Source organism: Granulicatella elegans ATCC 700633 (assembly GCF_000162475.2).
In the GTDB taxonomy this organism is placed as follows: Bacteria; Bacillota; Bacilli; order Lactobacillales; family Aerococcaceae; genus Granulicatella; species Granulicatella elegans.
The window spans coordinates 1,157,966-1,176,800 of sequence record NZ_KI391971.1 but is presented as its reverse complement, the minus strand read 5'-3'; the positions used below and the strand labels follow the sequence as shown (position 1 = coordinate 1,176,800).

The 18,835-nt window shown below is 32.9% G+C and carries 20 protein-coding genes; 19 read left to right on the top strand and 1 reads right to left on the bottom strand.

Annotation, left to right across the window (positions count from 1 at the left end):
* Positions 1 to 18 precede the first annotated feature (18 nt).
* From HMPREF0446_RS08825 to pyrE, 16 genes are all read left to right on the top strand, one after another.
* Positions 19 to 900 carry a helix-turn-helix domain-containing protein gene (locus HMPREF0446_RS08825; protein WP_006702377.1) on the top strand — a complete coding sequence of 294 codons (882 nt, stop codon included), beginning with the start codon at positions 19 to 21 and terminating at the stop codon, positions 898 to 900.
* Positions 901 to 910: 10 nt separating this feature from the next.
* Entirely contained in the window at positions 911 to 1,498 is a 588-nt protein-coding gene (gene pgsA, locus HMPREF0446_RS05540) for a CDP-diacylglycerol--glycerol-3-phosphate 3-phosphatidyltransferase (protein WP_006702378.1), read from the top strand.
* A 57-nt stretch (positions 1,499 to 1,555) separates the two neighbouring features.
* A complete protein-coding gene (locus HMPREF0446_RS05535) occupies positions 1,556 to 2,797 on the top strand; it encodes a competence/damage-inducible protein A (RefSeq protein ID WP_006702379.1) in 1,242 nt (413 codons plus the stop codon).
* A gap of 83 nt (positions 2,798 to 2,880) precedes the next feature.
* Positions 2,881 to 3,936 carry a recombinase RecA gene (gene recA, locus HMPREF0446_RS05530; protein ID WP_006702380.1) on the top strand — a complete coding sequence of 352 codons (1,056 nt, stop codon included), beginning with the start codon at positions 2,881 to 2,883 and terminating at the stop codon, positions 3,934 to 3,936.
* A 215-nt stretch (positions 3,937 to 4,151) separates the two neighbouring features.
* Positions 4,152 to 4,847, top strand: coding sequence for a response regulator transcription factor (locus HMPREF0446_RS05525; protein ID WP_006702381.1), 696 nt, complete (start codon positions 4,152 to 4,154; stop codon positions 4,845 to 4,847).
* Positions 4,848 to 4,869: 22 nt separating this feature from the next.
* Entirely contained in the window at positions 4,870 to 6,330 is a 1,461-nt protein-coding gene (locus tag HMPREF0446_RS05520; RefSeq protein WP_006702382.1) for a sensor histidine kinase, read from the top strand.
* Positions 6,330 to 6,929: a 5-formyltetrahydrofolate cyclo-ligase gene (locus HMPREF0446_RS05515; RefSeq protein WP_006702383.1), complete on the top strand. Its 600-nt coding sequence runs from the start codon at positions 6,330 to 6,332 to the stop codon at positions 6,927 to 6,929. Before HMPREF0446_RS05520 ends, HMPREF0446_RS05515 begins: the two co-directional genes overlap by 1 nt.
* Positions 6,901 to 7,608: a rhomboid family intramembrane serine protease gene (locus tag HMPREF0446_RS05510; RefSeq protein ID WP_006702384.1), complete on the top strand. Its 708-nt coding sequence runs from the start codon at positions 6,901 to 6,903 to the stop codon at positions 7,606 to 7,608. Before HMPREF0446_RS05515 ends, HMPREF0446_RS05510 begins: the two co-directional genes overlap by 29 nt.
* Before the next feature lie 60 nt (positions 7,609 to 7,668).
* A complete protein-coding gene (locus HMPREF0446_RS05505) occupies positions 7,669 to 8,637 on the top strand; it encodes an ROK family glucokinase (RefSeq protein WP_020991389.1) in 969 nt (322 codons plus the stop codon).
* An 18-nt stretch (positions 8,638 to 8,655) separates the two neighbouring features.
* Positions 8,656 to 9,036, top strand: a complete 381-nt coding sequence (locus tag HMPREF0446_RS05500; protein WP_006702386.1) for a rhodanese-like domain-containing protein — start codon at positions 8,656 to 8,658, stop codon at positions 9,034 to 9,036.
* A 691-nt stretch (positions 9,037 to 9,727) separates the two neighbouring features.
* A complete protein-coding gene (locus tag HMPREF0446_RS05495; protein WP_006702387.1) occupies positions 9,728 to 10,609 on the top strand; it encodes an aspartate carbamoyltransferase catalytic subunit in 882 nt (293 codons plus the stop codon).
* Positions 10,610 to 10,622: 13 nt separating this feature from the next.
* Positions 10,623 to 11,906: a dihydroorotase gene (locus HMPREF0446_RS05490; RefSeq protein ID WP_006702388.1), complete on the top strand. Its 1,284-nt coding sequence runs from the start codon at positions 10,623 to 10,625 to the stop codon at positions 11,904 to 11,906.
* Between the two features lie 57 nt (positions 11,907 to 11,963).
* Entirely contained in the window at positions 11,964 to 12,728 is a 765-nt protein-coding gene (locus tag HMPREF0446_RS05485) for a dihydroorotate dehydrogenase electron transfer subunit (RefSeq protein WP_006702389.1), read from the top strand.
* Positions 12,729 to 12,737: 9 nt separating this feature from the next.
* Entirely contained in the window at positions 12,738 to 13,652 is a 915-nt protein-coding gene (locus tag HMPREF0446_RS05480) for a dihydroorotate dehydrogenase (protein WP_006702390.1), read from the top strand.
* Positions 13,653 to 13,667: 15 nt separating this feature from the next.
* Positions 13,668 to 14,366, top strand: coding sequence for an orotidine-5'-phosphate decarboxylase (gene pyrF, locus HMPREF0446_RS05475; RefSeq protein ID WP_006702391.1), 699 nt, complete (start codon positions 13,668 to 13,670; stop codon positions 14,364 to 14,366).
* Between the two features lie 11 nt (positions 14,367 to 14,377).
* Positions 14,378 to 14,995, top strand: a complete 618-nt coding sequence (pyrE, locus tag HMPREF0446_RS05470; protein WP_006702392.1) for an orotate phosphoribosyltransferase — start codon at positions 14,378 to 14,380, stop codon at positions 14,993 to 14,995.
* Between the two features lie 81 nt (positions 14,996 to 15,076).
* On the opposite strand, the gene HMPREF0446_RS05465 is transcribed toward pyrE, so the two are convergent.
* Positions 15,077 to 15,376 (bottom strand): DUF1827 family protein, encoded by a 300-nt coding sequence (locus tag HMPREF0446_RS05465; protein WP_006702393.1) that lies wholly within the window; start codon positions 15,374 to 15,376, stop codon positions 15,077 to 15,079.
* A gap of 274 nt (positions 15,377 to 15,650) precedes the next feature.
* Between HMPREF0446_RS05465 and HMPREF0446_RS05460 the strand changes: the two genes are divergently transcribed.
* The 3 genes from HMPREF0446_RS05460 (at position 15,651) to HMPREF0446_RS05450 (ending at position 18,828) form a co-directional block, all read left to right on the top strand.
* The gene (locus HMPREF0446_RS05460) at positions 15,651 to 15,917 is read left to right on the top strand and encodes a phosphocarrier protein HPr (protein WP_006702394.1); all 267 of its coding nucleotides are present in this window, start codon (positions 15,651 to 15,653) and stop codon (positions 15,915 to 15,917) included.
* A 1-nt stretch (position 15,918) separates the two neighbouring features.
* Positions 15,919 to 17,646, top strand: coding sequence for a phosphoenolpyruvate--protein phosphotransferase (gene ptsP, locus HMPREF0446_RS05455; RefSeq protein WP_006702395.1), 1,728 nt, complete (start codon positions 15,919 to 15,921; stop codon positions 17,644 to 17,646).
* A gap of 138 nt (positions 17,647 to 17,784) precedes the next feature.
* Entirely contained in the window at positions 17,785 to 18,828 is a 1,044-nt protein-coding gene (locus tag HMPREF0446_RS05450; protein WP_006702396.1) for an LLM class flavin-dependent oxidoreductase, read from the top strand.
* The last annotated feature ends 7 nt before the right edge of the window (positions 18,829 to 18,835 follow it).

Here is an 18,835-nt window from a genome sequence, read left to right as displayed (position 1 = left end):
TGAAAAGTTGGTGGTTAAATGGAACAAACAATTGGAGAAATCTTAAAACGTGCTCGTCAGTTAAAAGGATATACTTTAGATGACTTGCAACAAATTACAAAAATTCAAAAAAAATATTTAATTGCAATCGAAGAAAATGATTTCGATTTAATGCCTGGAGACTTTTATACTCGAGCATTTATTAAACAAGTTGCAGAAACAGTTGGGGTAGATGGTGTTCGTTTGTTGGAAGAATTCCAATTAGAAACTCCAAAAAATCCTGGAGGAATTCCAGAGGAAGAATCTGTATTAGCAGATAAAAAATTCATCTCAAGTCGTTTATCAAATAATAGAGAGGCACAAACTTCTGTTACAAAAGCTTGGGGACAATTTAAAAATTATTTACCTACAATTTTATTAGGAATGTTAGCTGTAGCAATTGTATTTGCGATTGCACAGTCATTATTGAATAAACGTTCAACTCCGAAGCCAGCAGCAGTTGCTACAACTGTAACAGCTCAAAATACAACAACAGCTGAGAAAGCAGAAGAAACAACTGTGGCGGAAACTACACAATCAACAACGACTACAAAAGAAATAAAAGAAACAACGATTCGTTATTCTTATGCAAATGGAAATTCATTATATTACACAGCAAAATTAGCTGAATTTCCTGCGAATTTAGTAGTCACAAACCGTGCAAGAACACAATTATGGGCAAGAATTACTGCAAATCAAAAAGTTGTAGCTGATGGTGCTCCTACAACAGGACAACAATTAGTAGGATCAATTCCTGAAGGAACAAATTCAATTGTTTTAAACTTTGGTTATACACCAGTTGGTACCATTACTTTAGCAGGACAAGAAATTCAAATTCCTGATGGAGTAAGTGCTACAGCCATTTATATTACAGTGGAATAGAGGAAATAGCATGAATATTGCCAATCGATTAACCATTGCTCGCATTGTTATGATTCCATTGTTTTTACTAATAATGTGTTTTCCAAAAGATGGTTTAGGAATCGTGAATGTTTTTCATTCAAACTTAAGTGTTAGTTGGGTACTGGCAATGCTTATTTTTACGATTGCTAGTATTACAGATTTTTTAGATGGATATTTAGCTAGAAAATATCACTTAATTACAAATTTTGGAAAATTTGCCGATCCTTTAGCAGATAAATTATTAGTGATGACGGCTTTTATTACATTAGTAGGAGCTGGTGTCATTCCAATGTGGATTGTAGCAGTGATTGTATGTAGAGAATTAGCTGTAACAGGACTTCGTTTATTATTAGTGAATGATGGTGAAGTACTTGCAGCAGCATGGCCTGGAAAAGTTAAAACAGCAACGCAAATGTTAGCGATTATCTTTTTATTGATTGATGATTTTCCAGTAAAAGGATTGCCGTTTTCAATTGGAACGATTTTATTATATGTTTGTTTAGTTGCAACAGTTTATTCAGGAGTAGATTACTTTATAAAAAATAAATATGTTTTTGCAGATTCATTTTCTGTTTAATGGTGGAGGCTGGGATTTACCCAGCCTTTTGTTTTTTATAAATGAGGAGTAGAAAGTATGAAAGCAGAAATTATTACAGTCGGTACAGAATTATTAATGGGACAAGTGATTAACACAAATAGTGCAACTATTGCTAGAGAATTAGCAAAGTTGTCTATTCCAACTTATTACCAACAAACTGTTGGAGATAATCCAGAAAGAATGTTTGAAAGTATTCAACTAGCTAGTAGTCGTAGTGATTTAATTATTTTAAGTGGCGGATTAGGCCCTACAACCGATGATATTACAAAACAAGTTTTAGCGAAATTTGTTCAAAGAGAATTAGTAGAAGATGAAGAAGCAATGGATAAAATAATTCGTTTCCATCAACAATCTCATCGTCCAATGAGCCCTAATAACCGACTTCAAGCATTGGCTTTTGAAGGTGAAACAGTTTTTAAAAATCATAATGGGTTAGCGATTGGTGGAGCAGTAGAAACGGATTCAACTATTTTTATTGTTTTACCAGGTCCACCAAGTGAATTAAAAATGATGCTTGAAAAAGAGGCGATTCCATATTTAAAAGAAAAAGTGTCGAATGAAGGCACTTTTGTATCTAGATATTTACGTTTTTTTGGAATTGGAGAATCTAGATTAGTCACTGATTTAGAACAATTAATTGAAGAACAAACGAATCCAACAATTGCTCCATACGCAGGAATGTATGAAGTTGTTCTTCGATTAACAGCAAATGGAGATACAAAAGAAGAGTGTGAACAGTTATTAGATGAATTAGAAGAAAAAATATTGTCCGTTGAACGTGAATATTTTTATGGACATGGAGAATATGAAACACTATTATCCATTACAAGTGAATTATTAAAAAATAGTGGATTAAGTATTGCTTCTGCAGAAAGTTTAACAGGAGGACTTTTTTCTTCTACATTAATTTCTGTTGAAGGAAGTTCACAATATGTACTTGGTTCTTGTGTTGCTTATCAAGAATCTATAAAGAAAAATCAATTACAAGTTTCTCAAGAAATATTAGAAAAATATGGAATGGTCAGTGCTGAGTGTGCCGAAGCAATGGCAGAAAATGTACGAACAATATTTGGTAGTGATCTTGGAATTTCCTTTACAGGAATAGCGGGTCCATCACCAATGGAAGGAAAAGAAGTAGGAACTGTATTTGTTTCATTAGCAGATGGGGTAGAAACGAAAACAATAGAATTACATTTAGCAAGAAATCGTAATGGTAACAGAGAATATACGGTTCAATATGGACTTAATGAGCTAAGAAAATATTTATTAAAAAAATAACAGAACAAATGTTCGTTTTTCTTGCTTTCAGTATGAAGTATAGTGTATGATAAGGATGAATTAAGAGGACATGGAGGTTTAACATGGCAGATCAAGAAAATCGTCAACGTGCATTAGATGATGCATTGAAAAAAATTGAAAAAAGTTATGGTAAAGGTGCAGTAATGAAATTAGGAGAAAAAGCTGATTCGCAAGTTCAGACTGTTTCTTCAGGTTCATTAGCACTAGATATTGCATTAGGAGCAGGTGGATACCCTAAAGGAAGAATTATTGAAATTTTTGGTCCTGAATCAAGTGGTAAAACAACAGTTGCTTTACATGCGGTAGCGGAAGTACAAAAACGTGGTGGAGTAGCAGCATTTATTGATGCGGAGCATGCTTTAGATCCAGAATATGCAAGAGCATTAGGAGTTAATATTGAAGAATTATTATTATCTCAACCAGATACTGGTGAACAAGGATTAGGAATTGCAGATGCATTAGTGGCTTCAGGTGCAGTTGATATCGTAATTGTCGACTCAGTAGCTGCATTAGTACCACGTGCAGAAATTGAAGGAGATATGGGACAATCTCATGTGGGGCTTCAAGCTCGTTTAATGTCTCAAGCACTTCGTAAATTATCAGGTACAATTAACCGTACGAAAACAATTGCAATCTTTATTAACCAATTACGTGAAAAAGTTGGAATTATGTTCGGTAATCCAGAAACAACACCTGGTGGTCGTGCATTAAAATTCTATGCAAGTATTCGTTTAGATGTTCGTCGTAGTGATCAAATTAAAAATGGAGCAGAAATTTTAGGAAATCATACTAAAATTAAAGTAGTGAAAAATAAAGTTGCGCCACCATTTAAAACAGCTGAAGTGGATATTATGTATGGAGAAGGAATTTCTCAAATTGGAGAAATTTTAGATATGGCTTCTGATTTAGATTTAGTGAAGAAGAGCGGTGCTTGGTATGCATATAATGATGAAAAGATTGGACAAGGCCGTGAAAATGCGAAGAAATACTTAACGGAACATCCTGAAATTGTTGATGTTTTAACACAAAAAATTCGCGCTCACTATAATATTGGTGGAGAAGTTATTTCTCAAGAAGTTGAAGATTTAGGTCAAACAAATTTATTAGATGAAGAATAGTCATAGAAGGGAGAATGAAGTTGAATAGCTCATTCTCCTTTTTTTATGAAAAATTTGTATGATTCAATACTTTAAACTAATTTTACTATTTACTTCGGTTAAAAATTTAAGAAATTCGTTAAGATGGTGTTTTTTTATTGGAAGGGCTATAATGAAACCAAAGAATGTGTTATGATAACAATGAATGTTATAAAATATTAGGGTGAGGTGTATCCATGTCAATGAATCAAAGAATCTTAATTATTGAAGACGAAAAAAATTTAGCACGATTTGTAGAATTAGAATTACAACATGAAGGATATGAAACCAAAATTTGTTTTGATGGACGAAGTGGTTTACAAGCAGCAACAGATGAAGATTGGGATGTTATTTTATTAGATTTAATGTTACCAGAATTAAATGGATTAGAAGTAGTCCGCCGATTACGTCAAGTTAAGAAAACACCAATTATTATTATGACAGCTAGAGATTCTGTAATGGATCGAGTAACAGGATTAGATCAAGGAGCAGATGACTATGTTGTCAAACCGTTTGAAATCGAGGAAATCTTAGCGAGAATTCGTGCGTTATTTAGACGATTAAGTATCGAAGAAGAAGCAAGAGTACAAAAGCAAACGATTTTAGAATATCGAGATTTAGTCATTGAAAAAGAAAATCGCACAGTGCGTCGTAATGGTGAATTAATTGATTTAACGAAGAGAGAGTATGAATTACTATTAATGTTGATGGAAAATATTAATGTTGTTCTTTCTCGAGAAGTTTTATTAAACCAAGTATGGGGATATAAGATGGAAGTTGAAACAAATGTTATTGATGTATATATTCGTTATTTAAGAAATAAAATTGATATTCCAGGACGTGAAAGTTACATTCAAACGGTTCGTGGAACAGGTTATGTAATGCGTCGTTAATCAAGTCTAAATGGAGGATATCATGAAAGAAAAACATGAAGAAACTTCCGTTGGAAAAAAATGGTGGTTGATTATTTCGACCACTATTTTTTTACTATTAACATTAGTGACTGTTGGATTTTTAGGATTTGAACTCCAATATTATCAAAGTCAAAAAATAGCTCTAACGGAAAAATATAGAGAACAATTAAGCGAAAAATTATCTGAATACGAAGCTCCACTTACTTCAGCTAATATTGTGGCTACATTAAATCAAAATAATAGTTATCAAAAAGATAAGGATAGTGTTTATCAAAAAAAATTTTATATTAATGATCAGCAGTTCAATGTACAAGTTTATGGAACAAATCGAAAAGAGATCTTTAGAACACAAACTTGGAATGATGGAGAAGTTATTGGAAATGAAGCTAAGAATCAAGTCAAGAAGTTAAAAAATGGACAAACAATTTTTCAAACTTCTATGCCTATCATTTCTAACAAATCAAGAGTTTTAATAGGGTATTTAGCAATTACAAACCGATTAGATAATTTAAAACAACTAAAAGATGAGTTAAATCAGTTAGTTCTGTCGATTCTTTTTATTTCAGCAATTATTGCGATAGTTTTAGGATACTTACTATCGAATCAAATGACAAAACCGATTAAAAAAATTCAAGAAATCATTTCATCTATTAGTGAAGAAAATATTTCAACGAAACGAATCAAAGTTTCAGAAAAGAACGATGAATTTGCAATTGTTTCTGAACATTTTAATGAATTATTAGATAAGATTAGTTTTTATATTGAACAGCAAAAACATTTCGTTGAAGATGTTTCTCATGAGTTAAGAACACCTGTAGCGATTGTAGAAGGACATTTAAAACTTTTAAATCGATGGGGGAAAGACGATCCAGAGGTTTTAGAAGAATCTTTACAAGCTTCACTAGTAGAGTTACAAAGAATGAAAACATTAGTACAAGAAATGCTTGATTTATCTCGTGCACCTCAAGTGAAAGAACAATATAAAGATGCTACAACGAATGTTACTGAAGTTGCCAAGCAAGTGGTGCATAATTTTAGAGTGCTATATCCTGAATTTACATTTACATTTGATGATGATTTAAAGCGTGATTTATGGATTCCTATTTATTTAAATCATTTAGAACAAGTAGTCATTATTTTAATGGATAATGCTGTGAAATATTCTCTTGATCGAAAAGAAATTATTTTAAGTTTATCAAAAGGTGAAGAGCATGTAGAAATTGCTGTTCAAGATTTTGGAATGGGAATGACGGAGGAAGATCGTAAAAAAGTTTTCTCAAGATTTTATCGTGTCGATAAAGCTCGTTCGAGAGAAAGAGGCGGTAATGGTTTAGGATTATCTATTGCTAAGGAATTAATAGAAAGTTATGACGGAGAAATTTCTGTCACAACTTTATTAAATCATGGCTCTATTTTTAAAATTACTTTACCTTTGACGAAGAAAGATAAAGGTAAAAAATAATGGAAATAGTAAAAATGGATAAAGTAGATGCTAGAAAAATTGCAAAAGAAAATTTGTTGCGCTTATCTGCAGAAAAAAGAAACTCTCAAGAAGAATTGGTATTAAACTATTTACGACATCTTCCTGAATGGAAAAAAGCAAAAATTATTGCATTAACGAAGTCAATGCCTATCGAGTTTTCATTGGAAAAAGTTGTAAAGTTAGCTCGAAAAATGAATAAGAGAATTGTAGTTCCTGTAACTTTACCACATCGACAAATGAAATTTGCATTTTGGGATGAAAAGACTGAATTTCAAAAGAATTCCTTTGGAGTAGAAGAGCCTATTCAACCAATTTGGGTGGATGAAGAGCAAATTGATTTAGTCATTGTTCCAGGATTGGCTTATTCTAAAAAAGGAGAACGATTAGGATTTGGTGGAGGTTATTATGATCGTTTCATAGAACAACAGAACTTTTCTACCATTAGTTTAGCTTATCAGGAACAAGTTTATGATGAAGCTATTTGGAATGTGGAAGTATTTGATCAAACGGTTCAAATTCTTATTACAAAAGAAGGAGTGATTCATTCAAATGAATTATTGGAAAAAAGAGAGATATAAAAGAACGATTTTACAAAATTTAACGTTTTCTAATTTATTTTTACTCATACAAATTATCATGTTTATTATTATGACATTAAAGGGTGGTTCAACGAATCCAGGAATTTTAGTTTATTATGGAGCAAGAGCTAATGCATTTATTATTATATTTCATGAATATTGGCGTTTTATCACACCGATATTTTTACATATTGGTCTTGAGCATTTTGCGATGAATAGTTTATTTCTTTATTTCTTTGGAAATCAATTAGAAAGTATTGTTGGTCATGGAAGATTTTTAGTCATTTACTTATTAAGTGGTATTATGGGAAATCTTGCCAGTTTTGCTTTTAACGCTCAGCATATATCAGCGGGGGCAAGTACTTCATTGTTTGGTTTATTTGGACTGATGCTCTATTTATCAACAAGACATCGTTATATTTATGCCTTTAAAGAATTAGGAATGCAATATATGGCATTATTAGTGATGAATTTAATAACAAGCTTATTTTCAAGTACTATAGATCTTTGGGGTCATCTTGGTGGATTAGTAGGAGGTTATGTTATAGCATCAGTTGTTTCATTTAGAGGAGACCGAGTGACTAAAATGTATGAAAGAGTACTATTTGCGATTATTTACATTCTAATTGCAATTTTATTGTTTAAAATCGGTATTGAAATAGGAAAAGAAATGCTATGAAAACTGTATACTAACTGATATACTATAAATAAAATGAATACGTTTTATGAGGTGAAGAATATGAATAAAAAAATTATCGGGATTGATTTAGGAGGAACCTCAATTAAATTTGCTATTTTAACGCAAAATGGTGAAATTCAAGAAAAATGGTCTATTCCAACAAATATTTTAGATGAAGGAAGCCATATTGTTCCAGATATTATTCAATCGATTAAACATAAACTAACGCTATTAGGCTTAACAAAAGATGACTTTTTAGGAATTGGAATGGGTTCTCCCGGTGTAGTGAATCGCCAAGAAGGAACTGTTATTGGTGCATATAATTTAAACTGGAAAACATTACAACCAATTAAACAACAAATTGAATCAGAATTAGGCTTATCATTTTATATTGATAATGATGCCAATGTCGCTGCTCTAGGTGAAAAATGGGTTGGTGCTGGAAATAATGAACCAGATGTTGTTTTTGTAACACTAGGAACAGGTGTTGGTGGTGGAGTCATTGCCGGTAACCAATTAATCCATGGATTTAGTGGTGCTGGTGGCGAACTAGGACATATTGCAGTTGATTTTGAAGAACCAATCTCTTGTACATGTGGTAAAAAAGGGTGTTTAGAAACTGTAGCAAGTGCAACAGGAATTGTGAATTTAACTCGCCGTTATGCAGAAAAATATGCTGGAGATTCTGAATTGAAAGCGAAAATTGATGATGGACAACAAGTCACTGCTAAAGATGTTTTTGATTTAGCAAAAGAGAATGATACGTTGGCGTTAATCGTAATTCGTCATTTTTCAGAATATTTAGGTGTAGCATGTTCTCATATTGCAAACATTTTAAATCCATCAAGAATTGTCATTGGTGGTGGAGTTAGTGCTGCTGGAGAATTTTTATTAAAAGGTGTCCGTGAAGAGTTTGAGAAGAATGTTTTCCCACCAATTAAAGATTCAACAGTTTTAGCATTAGCTGAATTAGGAAATGATGCTGGTGTTATCGGAGCTGCTTCATTAGTATTAATTGGTAAATCATAATTAGAGAGGTAATCGTGTATGTTATTTTGGATTGTTTGGACTATTTTAGCAGTATATGTTGCGTATATTGCGGTATTATTTTGGATGCGTCGTAGTGCAGCAGAAACTTTAGATGCAACGGAATTTAGTAAAGACTTACGTCATGGTCAATTAATTGATTTGCGTGAAAAGGATGAGTTTAGAGCGGGGCATATTTTAGGTGCTAGAAATATTCCTTATTCTCAATTTAAAGATCGTATGTTTGAATTAAGAAAAGATCAACCGATTTATTTATATGAGCAAGGGATGACGATTTCAGGAAGAGCAGCGTATCGTTTAAAACGCAAAGGTTATTCTAATATTTTCATTTTGAAAAATGGATATGATGCTTGGAATGGGAAGGTCAAAAAAGGGTATTAGTATTAAATTAAGACTTTATCTGATGTAGCAAGGGACGGCAGCAGCTTCGCATGGCGAATCTCATGTTTGATTGCTACGACGAAAAGTCTTTTTAATTTGACGTGATTTTACGAGAGTCCGTTAGCAAGGAGACTTTTTCTGATGTAGCATAGGATGCCAGTAGCCAGCAAAACTGACCTACTCCAATGCTACATCTAAATTTTCTCTTGTCACCTCAAAAAATAAAATTTAGCCATTGACAAATAGGAATTTTTCATATATACTGTTGACAATTTGAATAACTCATCTTTAATGTGATCCAGAGAGGTCAGCAAAGATTTAATGATAGAAAACGATGTTTTTTTATGGCTGAACCTACTTACATAAGTAGGCTATTTTTTTATAAAAAACAGTATTCTTTTGATGAGCAACTCATTTTAAATTGTTGGATGTCTGTGAAATAAAAGCATTCGAACGAAAGGAATTGATGTCGCAAAAAGATTTTACTAGTGAGTAATGTTTCGTAACAAAATGTAATAAATGCAGTATCTTTTTAAAATAGTCCAGTGAGGCTAACAAGGGATTGAATTTAACGTTACAAGCTTATTTGAGTATAGAGTTTTTGCATCACCATTCAAATAATACCTTAAATTTAACATACCTTGTAGTCTATGGATTACAAGGTATTTTTTTATAATTAGGAGGAAGTTGTATGAAAAATATTGTAAAAATGGGAGATTTAACAAATGAGGAAGTTTTCCAATTAATTCATCGAGGTTTGGAAATAAAAAATGGAAAACATGTTGAATCTAGAGATGACTTATATGTTGCTAATCTGTTTTTTGAAAATTCTACTCGTACAAAACATAGTTTTGAGATTGCTGAGCATAAACATAAATTAAAAGTGATTAATTTTGAAGTAGCAACTTCTTCTGTGAATAAAGGTGAAACATTATACGATACTTGTAAAACTTTAGAAATGTTGGGTTGTAATCTATTAGTGATTCGTCACAGTCAAAATGCTTATTATGAAGAGTTGAAAAATTTAAATATCCCGATTTTAAATGGTGGAGATGGTAGTGGAGAACATCCTAGCCAATGTTTATTAGATTTAATGACGATGTATGAAAAATTTGGAACATTTGAAAATTTAAATATCATTATTGCTGGAGATATTAAAAATTCTCGAGTTGCTAAAAGTAATTATCGTATGTTAACAAGATTGGGAGCAAAAGTTCGATTTGTATGCCCGGATATTTACAAAGATGAAACTCTTGGAGAAGTCGTTGATTTTGACGATGTCATTGGTGAAGTAGATGTATGTATGCTATTAAGAGTACAACATGAAAGACATGCAGAAAAAATGGGTTTAACGAAAGAAGAATACCATGAACAATATGGACTAACACCACAAAGATATGAAAAGCTAAAAGAGACAGCGATTGTCATGCACCCAGCTCCTGTTAATCGAGATGTAGAAATTGCATCTGAATTAGTAGAAGCACCAAAATCAGTTATTTTTGAACAAATGAAAAATGGAATGTTTATGAGACAAGCAATGATTGAAAAAATTATTAAAGATAATCAATTATAAAAAGGAGAAACTAATGTTACTTTTAAAAAATGGTCAAATTTTAGAACAAGGTGTTTTAGTTCAAAAAGATCTTTTAATTGATGGGAAAAAAATTATTCAAATTTCTGATTCAATTGAAAATACTGAAGCAAAAGTTCTAGATTTAAAAGGAAAATTTATTTCTCCTGGATTTATCGATGTTCATGTTCACTGGAGAGAACCGGGCTTTGAATATAAGGAAACGATTTATCATGCATCAAGAGCTGCAGCACGTGGTGGATTTACGACTGCAATGCCAATGCCGAACTTAAATCCTGTTCCAGATTGTTATGAAAATTTAAAATTGCAATTAGATATTATTGAACGTGATTCAGTGATTCGTGCCATTCCTTTTGGAGCGATTACAAAAGGAGAGCAAGGAAAGGAATATGCTGATTTTAAAGAATTAGCAAATTACGTTTTTGCCTTTAGTGATGATGGTCGTGGCGTTCAAGATGCGAATATGATGTTTGAATCAATGAAAGTTGCTGCAAGTCTTGATAAAGCGATTGTGGCTCATTGTGAAGATAATTCACTCATTCGTGGTGGTTGTATGCACTGTGGAAGAAGAAGTAGAGAATTGCAATTGCCAGGTATTCCATCTGTTTGCGAAAGTGTTCAAATTGCTCGAGATGTGTTGTTAGCAGAAGCAACAGGTTGTCATTACCATGTTTGTCATGTTTCTACAAAAGAATCTGTCAGAGTCGTAAGAGATGCAAAAGCTGCTGGGATTAAAGTGACGTGTGAGGTATGTCCTCATCATTTATTAAGTAATGAAATGGATATTCCAGAAGACAATGGAATGTGGAAAATGAATCCACCATTAAGATCAGCTGAAGATCACAATGCTTTAATTGCAGGACTATTAGATGGAACCATTGATGTAATTGCTACAGACCATGCACCTCATGCACCATATGAAAAGGAATTAACAATGACAAAAGCAGCATTTGGAATAGTCGGTAGTGAAACAGCTTTTAGTCAACTTTATACAAAATTCGTTAAACCAGGAGTTTTTTCATTAGATTTTCTAGTGAAGAAGATGAGTGAAAATGTAGCAGATACCTTTGAATTGCCGTATGGTCGATTAAAAGAAAATGGATTCGCTGATTTAGTCATTATTGATTTAGAAAAATCAATGGAGATTGATCCAAATCAATTTTTATCAAAAGGACGTAATACTCCATATATTGGTGAGAAAATATATGGGATTCCAGTGTTAACTTTATGTGAAGGAAGAATTGCGTATCAAGATAAGGAAGTTTTCACCGATTTATAAGGAATGAATGATTTTAATAGTTAATAAGCAAATGAAAAATGGTAAAGGAGTATTTGTATGGATACTTATATGACAAGGGTTATCAGTAATGAAAAAATTGCGGATAAAATATTTCGAATGGAATTACAGGGGGACATCGTTCAAGAAATGACGACACCTGGGCAATTTGTCAATATTAAAGTTAATAATAGTTATGAATTTCTATTAAGAAGACCGATTTCCATTTGCGAAATTAATCATGAAAAAAAATCATTTGTTATTGTCTATCGTGCAGATGGTGCAGGAACGAAGATTATCTCTGAATTAAAAGAAGGAGAAATAGTAGATATTTTAGGTCCACTTGGAAAAGGATATGATTTAGAAGTTTTAGAAGAAGGACAAATAGCTCTGATTGTTGGTGGTGGAATTGGTGTACCTCCATTATATGAATTAGCGAAGCAATTTCAGAAAAAAGGAATCCAGACGATTCATATATTAGGATTTAATAATATTAAAGATGTTTTTTATGAAAATGAATTTGCACAACTAGGTACAACGTATATCGCAACTGCTGATGGTAGTTATGGTGAAAAAGGTTTTGTAACAGATGTTATAAAAAAATATGCAGTAGACTATCATAAATATTTTAGTTGCGGACCATTTGCCATGTTAAAAGCCTTAACTAAAATTGATGAGGAAAAAATGGGATATGTATCCCTAGAAGAGCGAATGGCTTGTGGGGTAGGAGCTTGTTATGCCTGTGTTTGCGAGAAAAAAGACGGTACAATTTCAAGAGTTTGTTATGATGGGCCTGTATATGACACAAGAGAGTTAGCACTATAGGAGGAAATGATGAGCGAGAGATTAAGAGTGAAATTACCAGGTTTAGATTTGAAGAATCCTATTATGCCAGCCTCTGGTTGCTTTGCATTTGGCTTAGAATATGCTCATTTTTATGATTTAAGTAAATTAGGCGCCATTATGATTAAAGCAGCAACAAAAGAACCACGATTTGGGAATCCAACTCCTCGGGTGGCAGAAACTTCTAGTGGAATGTTGAATGCGATTGGGTTACAAAATCCAGGGGTGCATGAAATAATGGAGACTAAATTAAAAGCTTTAGAAAAATATGATGTACCAATTATTGCAAATGTTGCAGGAAGTGAAATTGAAGACTATGTTTATGTTGCAGAACATATTAGTAAAGCTCCCAATGTTCATGCATTAGAATTAAATATTTCTTGTCCAAATGTAAAACATGGAGGAATTCAATTTGGAACAGATCCATGTGTTGCCAGAACATTAACAGAAAAAGTAAAAGCGGCTTCTAGCGTACCTGTCTATGTCAAATTATCTCCTAATGTAACGGATATTGTTTCAATGGCAAAAGCCGTTGAAGAAGGTGGAGCAGACGGAATTACAATGATTAATACATTAGTTGGAATTCGTTTAGATAGAAAAACAGGAAAACCCATTATTGCGAACGTAACGGGTGGATTATCTGGCCCAGCAATTAAGCCTGTAGCCATTCGAATGGTCTATTTAGTTTCTCAAGCTGTACAAATCCCTATTATTGGAATGGGTGGTATTATGGATGAATGGGATGTCATTGATTTTATTTCAGCAGGAGCAAGTGCGGTGGCAGTTGGAACAGCAAACTTTACAGATCCGTATGTTTGTCCAAAAATTATTGACCGATTAGAAGGTGTACTTGATGAATTAGGAGTGCATCATCTACTAGAGTTACGTGGACGAGCTTATCAATAAAGAAGGAGTGGTAGGATGAAAAAAGAAGTCATTGTTGCATTAGATTTTCCAACAGTGGAGGAATCATTAGAATTTTTAGAAAAATTTGGAGACGAGAAATTATTTGTAAAAATTGGCTTAGAATTATATTTACAAAATGGACAAGTAGTTGTTGAGCAAATAAAAAAATTAGGACATAAAATTTTTTTGGACTTAAAATTACATGATATTCCTAATACGGTTTATGGGGCTGCAAAAGGATTGGCGCAGTTTCATGTGGATATTTTAACCGTACATGCTGCAGGTGGCTATGAAATGTTGAAAGCAGCTAAACAAGGGATGGTAGATGGTGGAAGTTTTGACACAAATGTTATTGCCATTACTCAATTAACTTCTACTTCAGAACAAGATATGAGAGAGTATCAATGTATCCCTCTTACTTTAGAGAAAAGTGTGATTCATTATGCGAAGTTAGCAAAACAAGCAGGTTTAGATGGAGTTGTTTCGTCTGTTTGGGAAGCAGGGAAAATTACTGAAAATTGTGGAGAAGACTTCTTAAAAGTGACTCCTGGGATTCGACTTGAAACAGATGAAGTAGGTGATCAAAAACGTGTGGCAACTCCTAAAGTTGCAAGTGTTGAAGGAAGTACGCATATTGTTGTAGGTCGTTCGATTACAAAGGCAGAAAAGCCAGTAGAAGTATATCATTTTATTAAAGAACAATTTACAAAATAAAGGAGAAAAATATGACATTAGAAGGTAAACTTGCCAAAGACTTATTAGCTATTCAAGCTGTAGCATTAAGACCAAATGATTATTTTACATGGACATCAGGCATTAAATCACCAATTTATTGTGATAATCGAATTACAATGTCTTATCCAAGTATTCGTAGAGAAATTGCTGCAGGAATGGTAGAAGTTATAAAAGAAAAATATCCAGCAGTAGAAGTTATAGCTGGAACTGCAACAGCAGGTATTCCTCATGCTGCTTGGGTCAGTGAATTGTTAGATTTACCGATGATTTATGTTCGAGATTCTGCAAAAAAACATGGGAAAACCAATCAAATTGAAGGAAGAGTATTAGAAGGACAAAAAGTAGTTATTATTGAAGATTTAATTTCTACAGGTTTGTCATCTTTAAAAGTCGCAAAAGCTTTAAGAGAAGCAGGAGCTGAAGTATTAGGTGTTGTAGCAATTTTTAGTTATGAGTTAACTAAAGCTCATGAAGCTTTTTCTCAAGCAGGAGTGGAATATATTACATTAACCAATTACCCTGTTTTGGTAAAAGAAGCAGTGGATTCAGAATATATTCACCAAGAAGATGTGGAAAAATTATTAGAGTGGAGAAATCAATTATCTTAAAAAAGAAAAACGAGATTGAAAAAGTTCAATCTCGTTTTTAATATTTATAATCGTAACAGTACAGGTGTTCTTAAGAACATTCTAAGAAAAGTTTATTTTTGGTTTCTCTACTGGAATACTAATTTCAACAAAATTATCTGCATAAATAATATCTAAATCATCGCAAGTAGTATGAAGCAAACGATGAACAACAAATTCAATTTCATTCTCTTTTACACGACGCTTACGGTTGAGAATAACGATATCTTTATGAGTAGCAGCATCTTCATAAATAACAGTTGTTTGTCCTAGTGAATACACTTTTACAAAAAATGCATCCGTATTGGCTAATTGTTCTTTAACAAGTTTTAAGTGACTATTAGTAATATCAATTAACTTCATTTTCATACACCCTTTACTGTAATCTCTTTCTGTTATTATACTCTCTTTTTCTGAAAAATTCATTATTAAAGTTCAAAAAAATGAAAAAACATAATCTAGAAGATGAAATCGTAAATGATGATAAAAAAATTATTAAAATATGGATAGAAATAGTTGTTAAATTCATAAAAACATGGTAACCTAACTTAATGAGAGGAGTGTATACGTTTGCTAGGTATACTAGTGAGGGAACATTCCTTAATAAAAAATTTTATATTTAAAAGGAGTTTTTTTCATGGAAAAGAAAGAATATCACGTAATTGCAGAAACAGGAATTCACGCTCGTCCAGCGACATTATTAGTTCAAACAGCTAGCAAATTTGCTTCAGATATTCAATTAGAATACAAAGGTAAATCTGTTAACTTAAAATCAATTATGGGCGTTATGTCATTAGGTGTTGGTCAAGGTGCTGACGTAGTTATTACAGCTGATGGTGAAGATGCAGCAGAAGCTCTTGCTGGAATCGAAGAAACACTTAAAAAAGAAGGATTAGCTGAGTAATATGAAACCAACTTTACAAGGTATTGCAGCCAGTGATGGCATTGCAATCGCAAAAGTTTATACATTAACTGAGCCAGATTTAAGCTTTACAAAAATTAGTGTAGAAGACACAGATAAAGAAATCTCTCGTTTAGAAGAAGCTTTAGTAGTATCGACTAAAGAGATTGAATTAATTAAAGAAACAGCATTAAAAAATTTAGGAGAAGAAGAAGCTCAAGTATTTGAAGCTCACTTAATGGTTTTAAGTGACCCTGAATTAGTAGGTCAAGTAAAAGATGCGATTACTTCTCAAAAAGTTAATGCAGAACATGCTTTGAAAGAAGTTTCAGATATGTTTATTAGCATTTTTGCTGGCATGGAAGATAATCCATACATGCAAGAACGTGCAGCTGATATTCGTGACGTTTCAAAACGTATTTTAGCGAATTTATTAGGTGTTAAAATCCCTAGCCCAGCTACAATCAAAGATGAAGTAGTAGTTGTTGCTGGAGATTTAACTCCAAGTGATACAGCACAATTAAATCGTAAATATGTTAAAGCGTTCGTAACAGATATCGGTGGACGTACTTCTCACTCAGCAATTATGGCTCGTTCATTAGAAATCCCTGCAATTGTAGGTACAAAAGAAATTACATCATTAGCTAAAGATGGTGATTTAATCATTATCGACGGTTTATCAGGAGATGTATTCTTAAATCCTTCTGAAGATGTAGTTGCTGAATACCGTGCGAAAGCAGAAGCATTTGCAGCGCAACAAGCTGAATGGGAAAAATTAAAAGATGCTGATACATTTACAAAAGATGGTCATCAAGTTGAATTAGCAGCAAATATTGGAACTCCAAAAGATTTAGAAGGAGTAATCCATAATGGTGCTGAAGGTGTTGGTTTATACCGTACAGAATTCTTATACATGGATTCTCATGATATGCCAACTGAAGAAGATCAATTTGAGGCTTATAAAGCAGTATTAGAAGGCATGAATGGTAAACCTGTTGTTGTTCGTACAATGGACATCGGTGGGGATAAAGAATTACCATATTTACCATTACCACACGAAATGAATCCATTCTTAGGATACCGTGCGATTCGTATTTCATTAAATGAACCTGAAATGTTCCGTACACAATTACGTGCATTATTACGTGCATCAGTTTACGGTAAATTACGTATCATGTTCCCAATGATTGCGACATTAAACGATTTCCGTGGAGCAAAAGCATTATTATTAGAAGAAAAAGCTAAATTAGTTGCAGAAGGTGTTGCAGTTAGCGATGACATTCAAGTAGGGATTATGATTGAAATTCCTGCAGCAGCAGTATTAGCACATCAATTTGCAAAAGAAGTTGATTTCTTCAGTATTGGAACAAATGACTTAATCCAATATACAATGGCTGCTGACCGTATGAACGAACGCGTTTCATACTTATACCAACCATATAATCCATCAATCTTAACATTAATTAAACATGTTATTGATTCAGCTCATAAAGAAGGTAAATGGGCTGGAATGTGTGGAGAAATGGCTGGAGATCAAACAGCTGTACCATTACTTGTTGGTTTAGGCTTAGATGAGTTCTCAATGTCTGCATCAAGCGTATTAAAAACACGTAGCTTAATTTCTAAATTAACATTAGAAGATATGAAAGCATTAGCAGATAAAGCCATCAATGAATGTGCAACAGTACAAGAAGTTGAAGCATTAGTTGAAGAAGCAGTTTCAAAACTATAATTTGAAATGATTTAGAGTGAGAGAAATCTCACTCTTTTTTTGTTTCTAACGATGTATATGTCGATAAGCAAAATAATCGACTAAGATTCTTAAATTTGAGACAATTATTTTGATATTAAAGATTAAAGGAGAAGTATCATGATTGAATTAGGAATTAGTACTTTTGGTGAAACAACTAAAATTGAAGAAACAGGCATTACTCCTACACATGATGAACGCATTCGTGAATTAATAGAAGAGATGAAATTAGCAGATGAAGTAGGTTTGGATATTTATGCGATTGGCGAGCATCATCGTAAAGATTTTGCGGTTTCTGCGCCGGAAATAATATTAGCAGCAGGAGCAGCTGTTACAAAGAATATTAAATTAAGTTCAGCAGTAACAGTATTATCTTCTACTGATCCAATACGAGTGTATCAACAATTTGCAACTATTGATGCCATTTCAAATGGACGAAGTGAAATAATGGTAGGACGTGGCTCTTTTACAGAATCATTCCCACTGTTTGGTTATAGTTTATCCAACTATGAAGAATTATTTGATGAAAAATTGGAGATGCTTGAAAAAATTAAGGAAGAAGAAATATTAGATTGGAAAGGGAAGTTGACTCAAACAGTTAATCATAAAGGAGTATATCCACGTGCTGTCCAAGAAGATTTTCCGATTTGGGTAGCAACTGGTGGAAATGCAGAATCTACCGTTAAGATTGCACAAAAAGGATTGCCGATTGCATATGCCATTATTGGTGGAAAGTATGAGAATTTTAAAGGATTAATAAATTATTATAAAAAAATTGGAATTGCATCCGGGTACTCTGAAAAACAATTAAAAGTAGCATCTCATTCATGGGGATTTATTGCTGAAACAGATGAAGAAGCGATTCAAAAATATTTCCATCCAACGAAACAAGTTGTCGATGCAATTTCAAAAGACCGTCCATTTTGGCAACCATTAACATTTGAACAATATTTATCAAGTGTTAGCCCAGAAGGAGCAATGGTAGTTGGTAGCCCTGATACAGTAGCTAATAAATTAATTAAAATGATTGAAGTGTTGGGGCTAGACCGTTTTATGTTACATTTACCATTAGGGTCTATGCAACATGAAGATATTTTAAAAGCAATTGAATTATTTGGACGTGAGGTAACTCCAAAAGTACGAGCATATTTTGAAAACAAATAGATTAATC

Coding starts and splice junctions, on each gene's coding strand:
- HMPREF0446_RS08825 (WP_006702377.1), top strand. CDS start 19: ATGGAACAAACAATTGGAGAAATCTTAAAACGTGCTCGTCAGTTAAAA.
- pgsA (WP_006702378.1), top strand. CDS start 911: ATGAATATTGCCAATCGATTAACCATTGCTCGCATTGTTATGATTCCA.
- HMPREF0446_RS05535 (WP_006702379.1), top strand. CDS start 1,556: ATGAAAGCAGAAATTATTACAGTCGGTACAGAATTATTAATGGGACAA.
- recA (WP_006702380.1), top strand. CDS start 2,881: ATGGCAGATCAAGAAAATCGTCAACGTGCATTAGATGATGCATTGAAA.
- HMPREF0446_RS05525 (WP_006702381.1), top strand. CDS start 4,152: ATGTCAATGAATCAAAGAATCTTAATTATTGAAGACGAAAAAAATTTA.
- HMPREF0446_RS05520 (WP_006702382.1), top strand. CDS start 4,870: ATGAAAGAAAAACATGAAGAAACTTCCGTTGGAAAAAAATGGTGGTTG.
- HMPREF0446_RS05515 (WP_006702383.1), top strand. CDS start 6,330: ATGGAAATAGTAAAAATGGATAAAGTAGATGCTAGAAAAATTGCAAAA.
- HMPREF0446_RS05510 (WP_006702384.1), top strand. CDS start 6,901: ATGAATTATTGGAAAAAAGAGAGATATAAAAGAACGATTTTACAAAAT.
- HMPREF0446_RS05505 (WP_020991389.1), top strand. CDS start 7,669: ATGAATAAAAAAATTATCGGGATTGATTTAGGAGGAACCTCAATTAAA.
- HMPREF0446_RS05500 (WP_006702386.1), top strand. CDS start 8,656: ATGTTATTTTGGATTGTTTGGACTATTTTAGCAGTATATGTTGCGTAT.
- HMPREF0446_RS05495 (WP_006702387.1), top strand. CDS start 9,728: ATGAAAAATATTGTAAAAATGGGAGATTTAACAAATGAGGAAGTTTTC.
- HMPREF0446_RS05490 (WP_006702388.1), top strand. CDS start 10,623: ATGTTACTTTTAAAAAATGGTCAAATTTTAGAACAAGGTGTTTTAGTT.
- HMPREF0446_RS05485 (WP_006702389.1), top strand. CDS start 11,964: ATGGATACTTATATGACAAGGGTTATCAGTAATGAAAAAATTGCGGAT.
- HMPREF0446_RS05480 (WP_006702390.1), top strand. CDS start 12,738: ATGAGCGAGAGATTAAGAGTGAAATTACCAGGTTTAGATTTGAAGAAT.
- pyrF (WP_006702391.1), top strand. CDS start 13,668: ATGAAAAAAGAAGTCATTGTTGCATTAGATTTTCCAACAGTGGAGGAA.
- pyrE (WP_006702392.1), top strand. CDS start 14,378: ATGACATTAGAAGGTAAACTTGCCAAAGACTTATTAGCTATTCAAGCT.
- HMPREF0446_RS05465 (WP_006702393.1), bottom strand. CDS start 15,376: ATGAAGTTAATTGATATTACTAATAGTCACTTAAAACTTGTTAAAGAA.
- HMPREF0446_RS05460 (WP_006702394.1), top strand. CDS start 15,651: ATGGAAAAGAAAGAATATCACGTAATTGCAGAAACAGGAATTCACGCT.
- ptsP (WP_006702395.1), top strand. CDS start 15,919: ATGAAACCAACTTTACAAGGTATTGCAGCCAGTGATGGCATTGCAATC.
- HMPREF0446_RS05450 (WP_006702396.1), top strand. CDS start 17,785: ATGATTGAATTAGGAATTAGTACTTTTGGTGAAACAACTAAAATTGAA.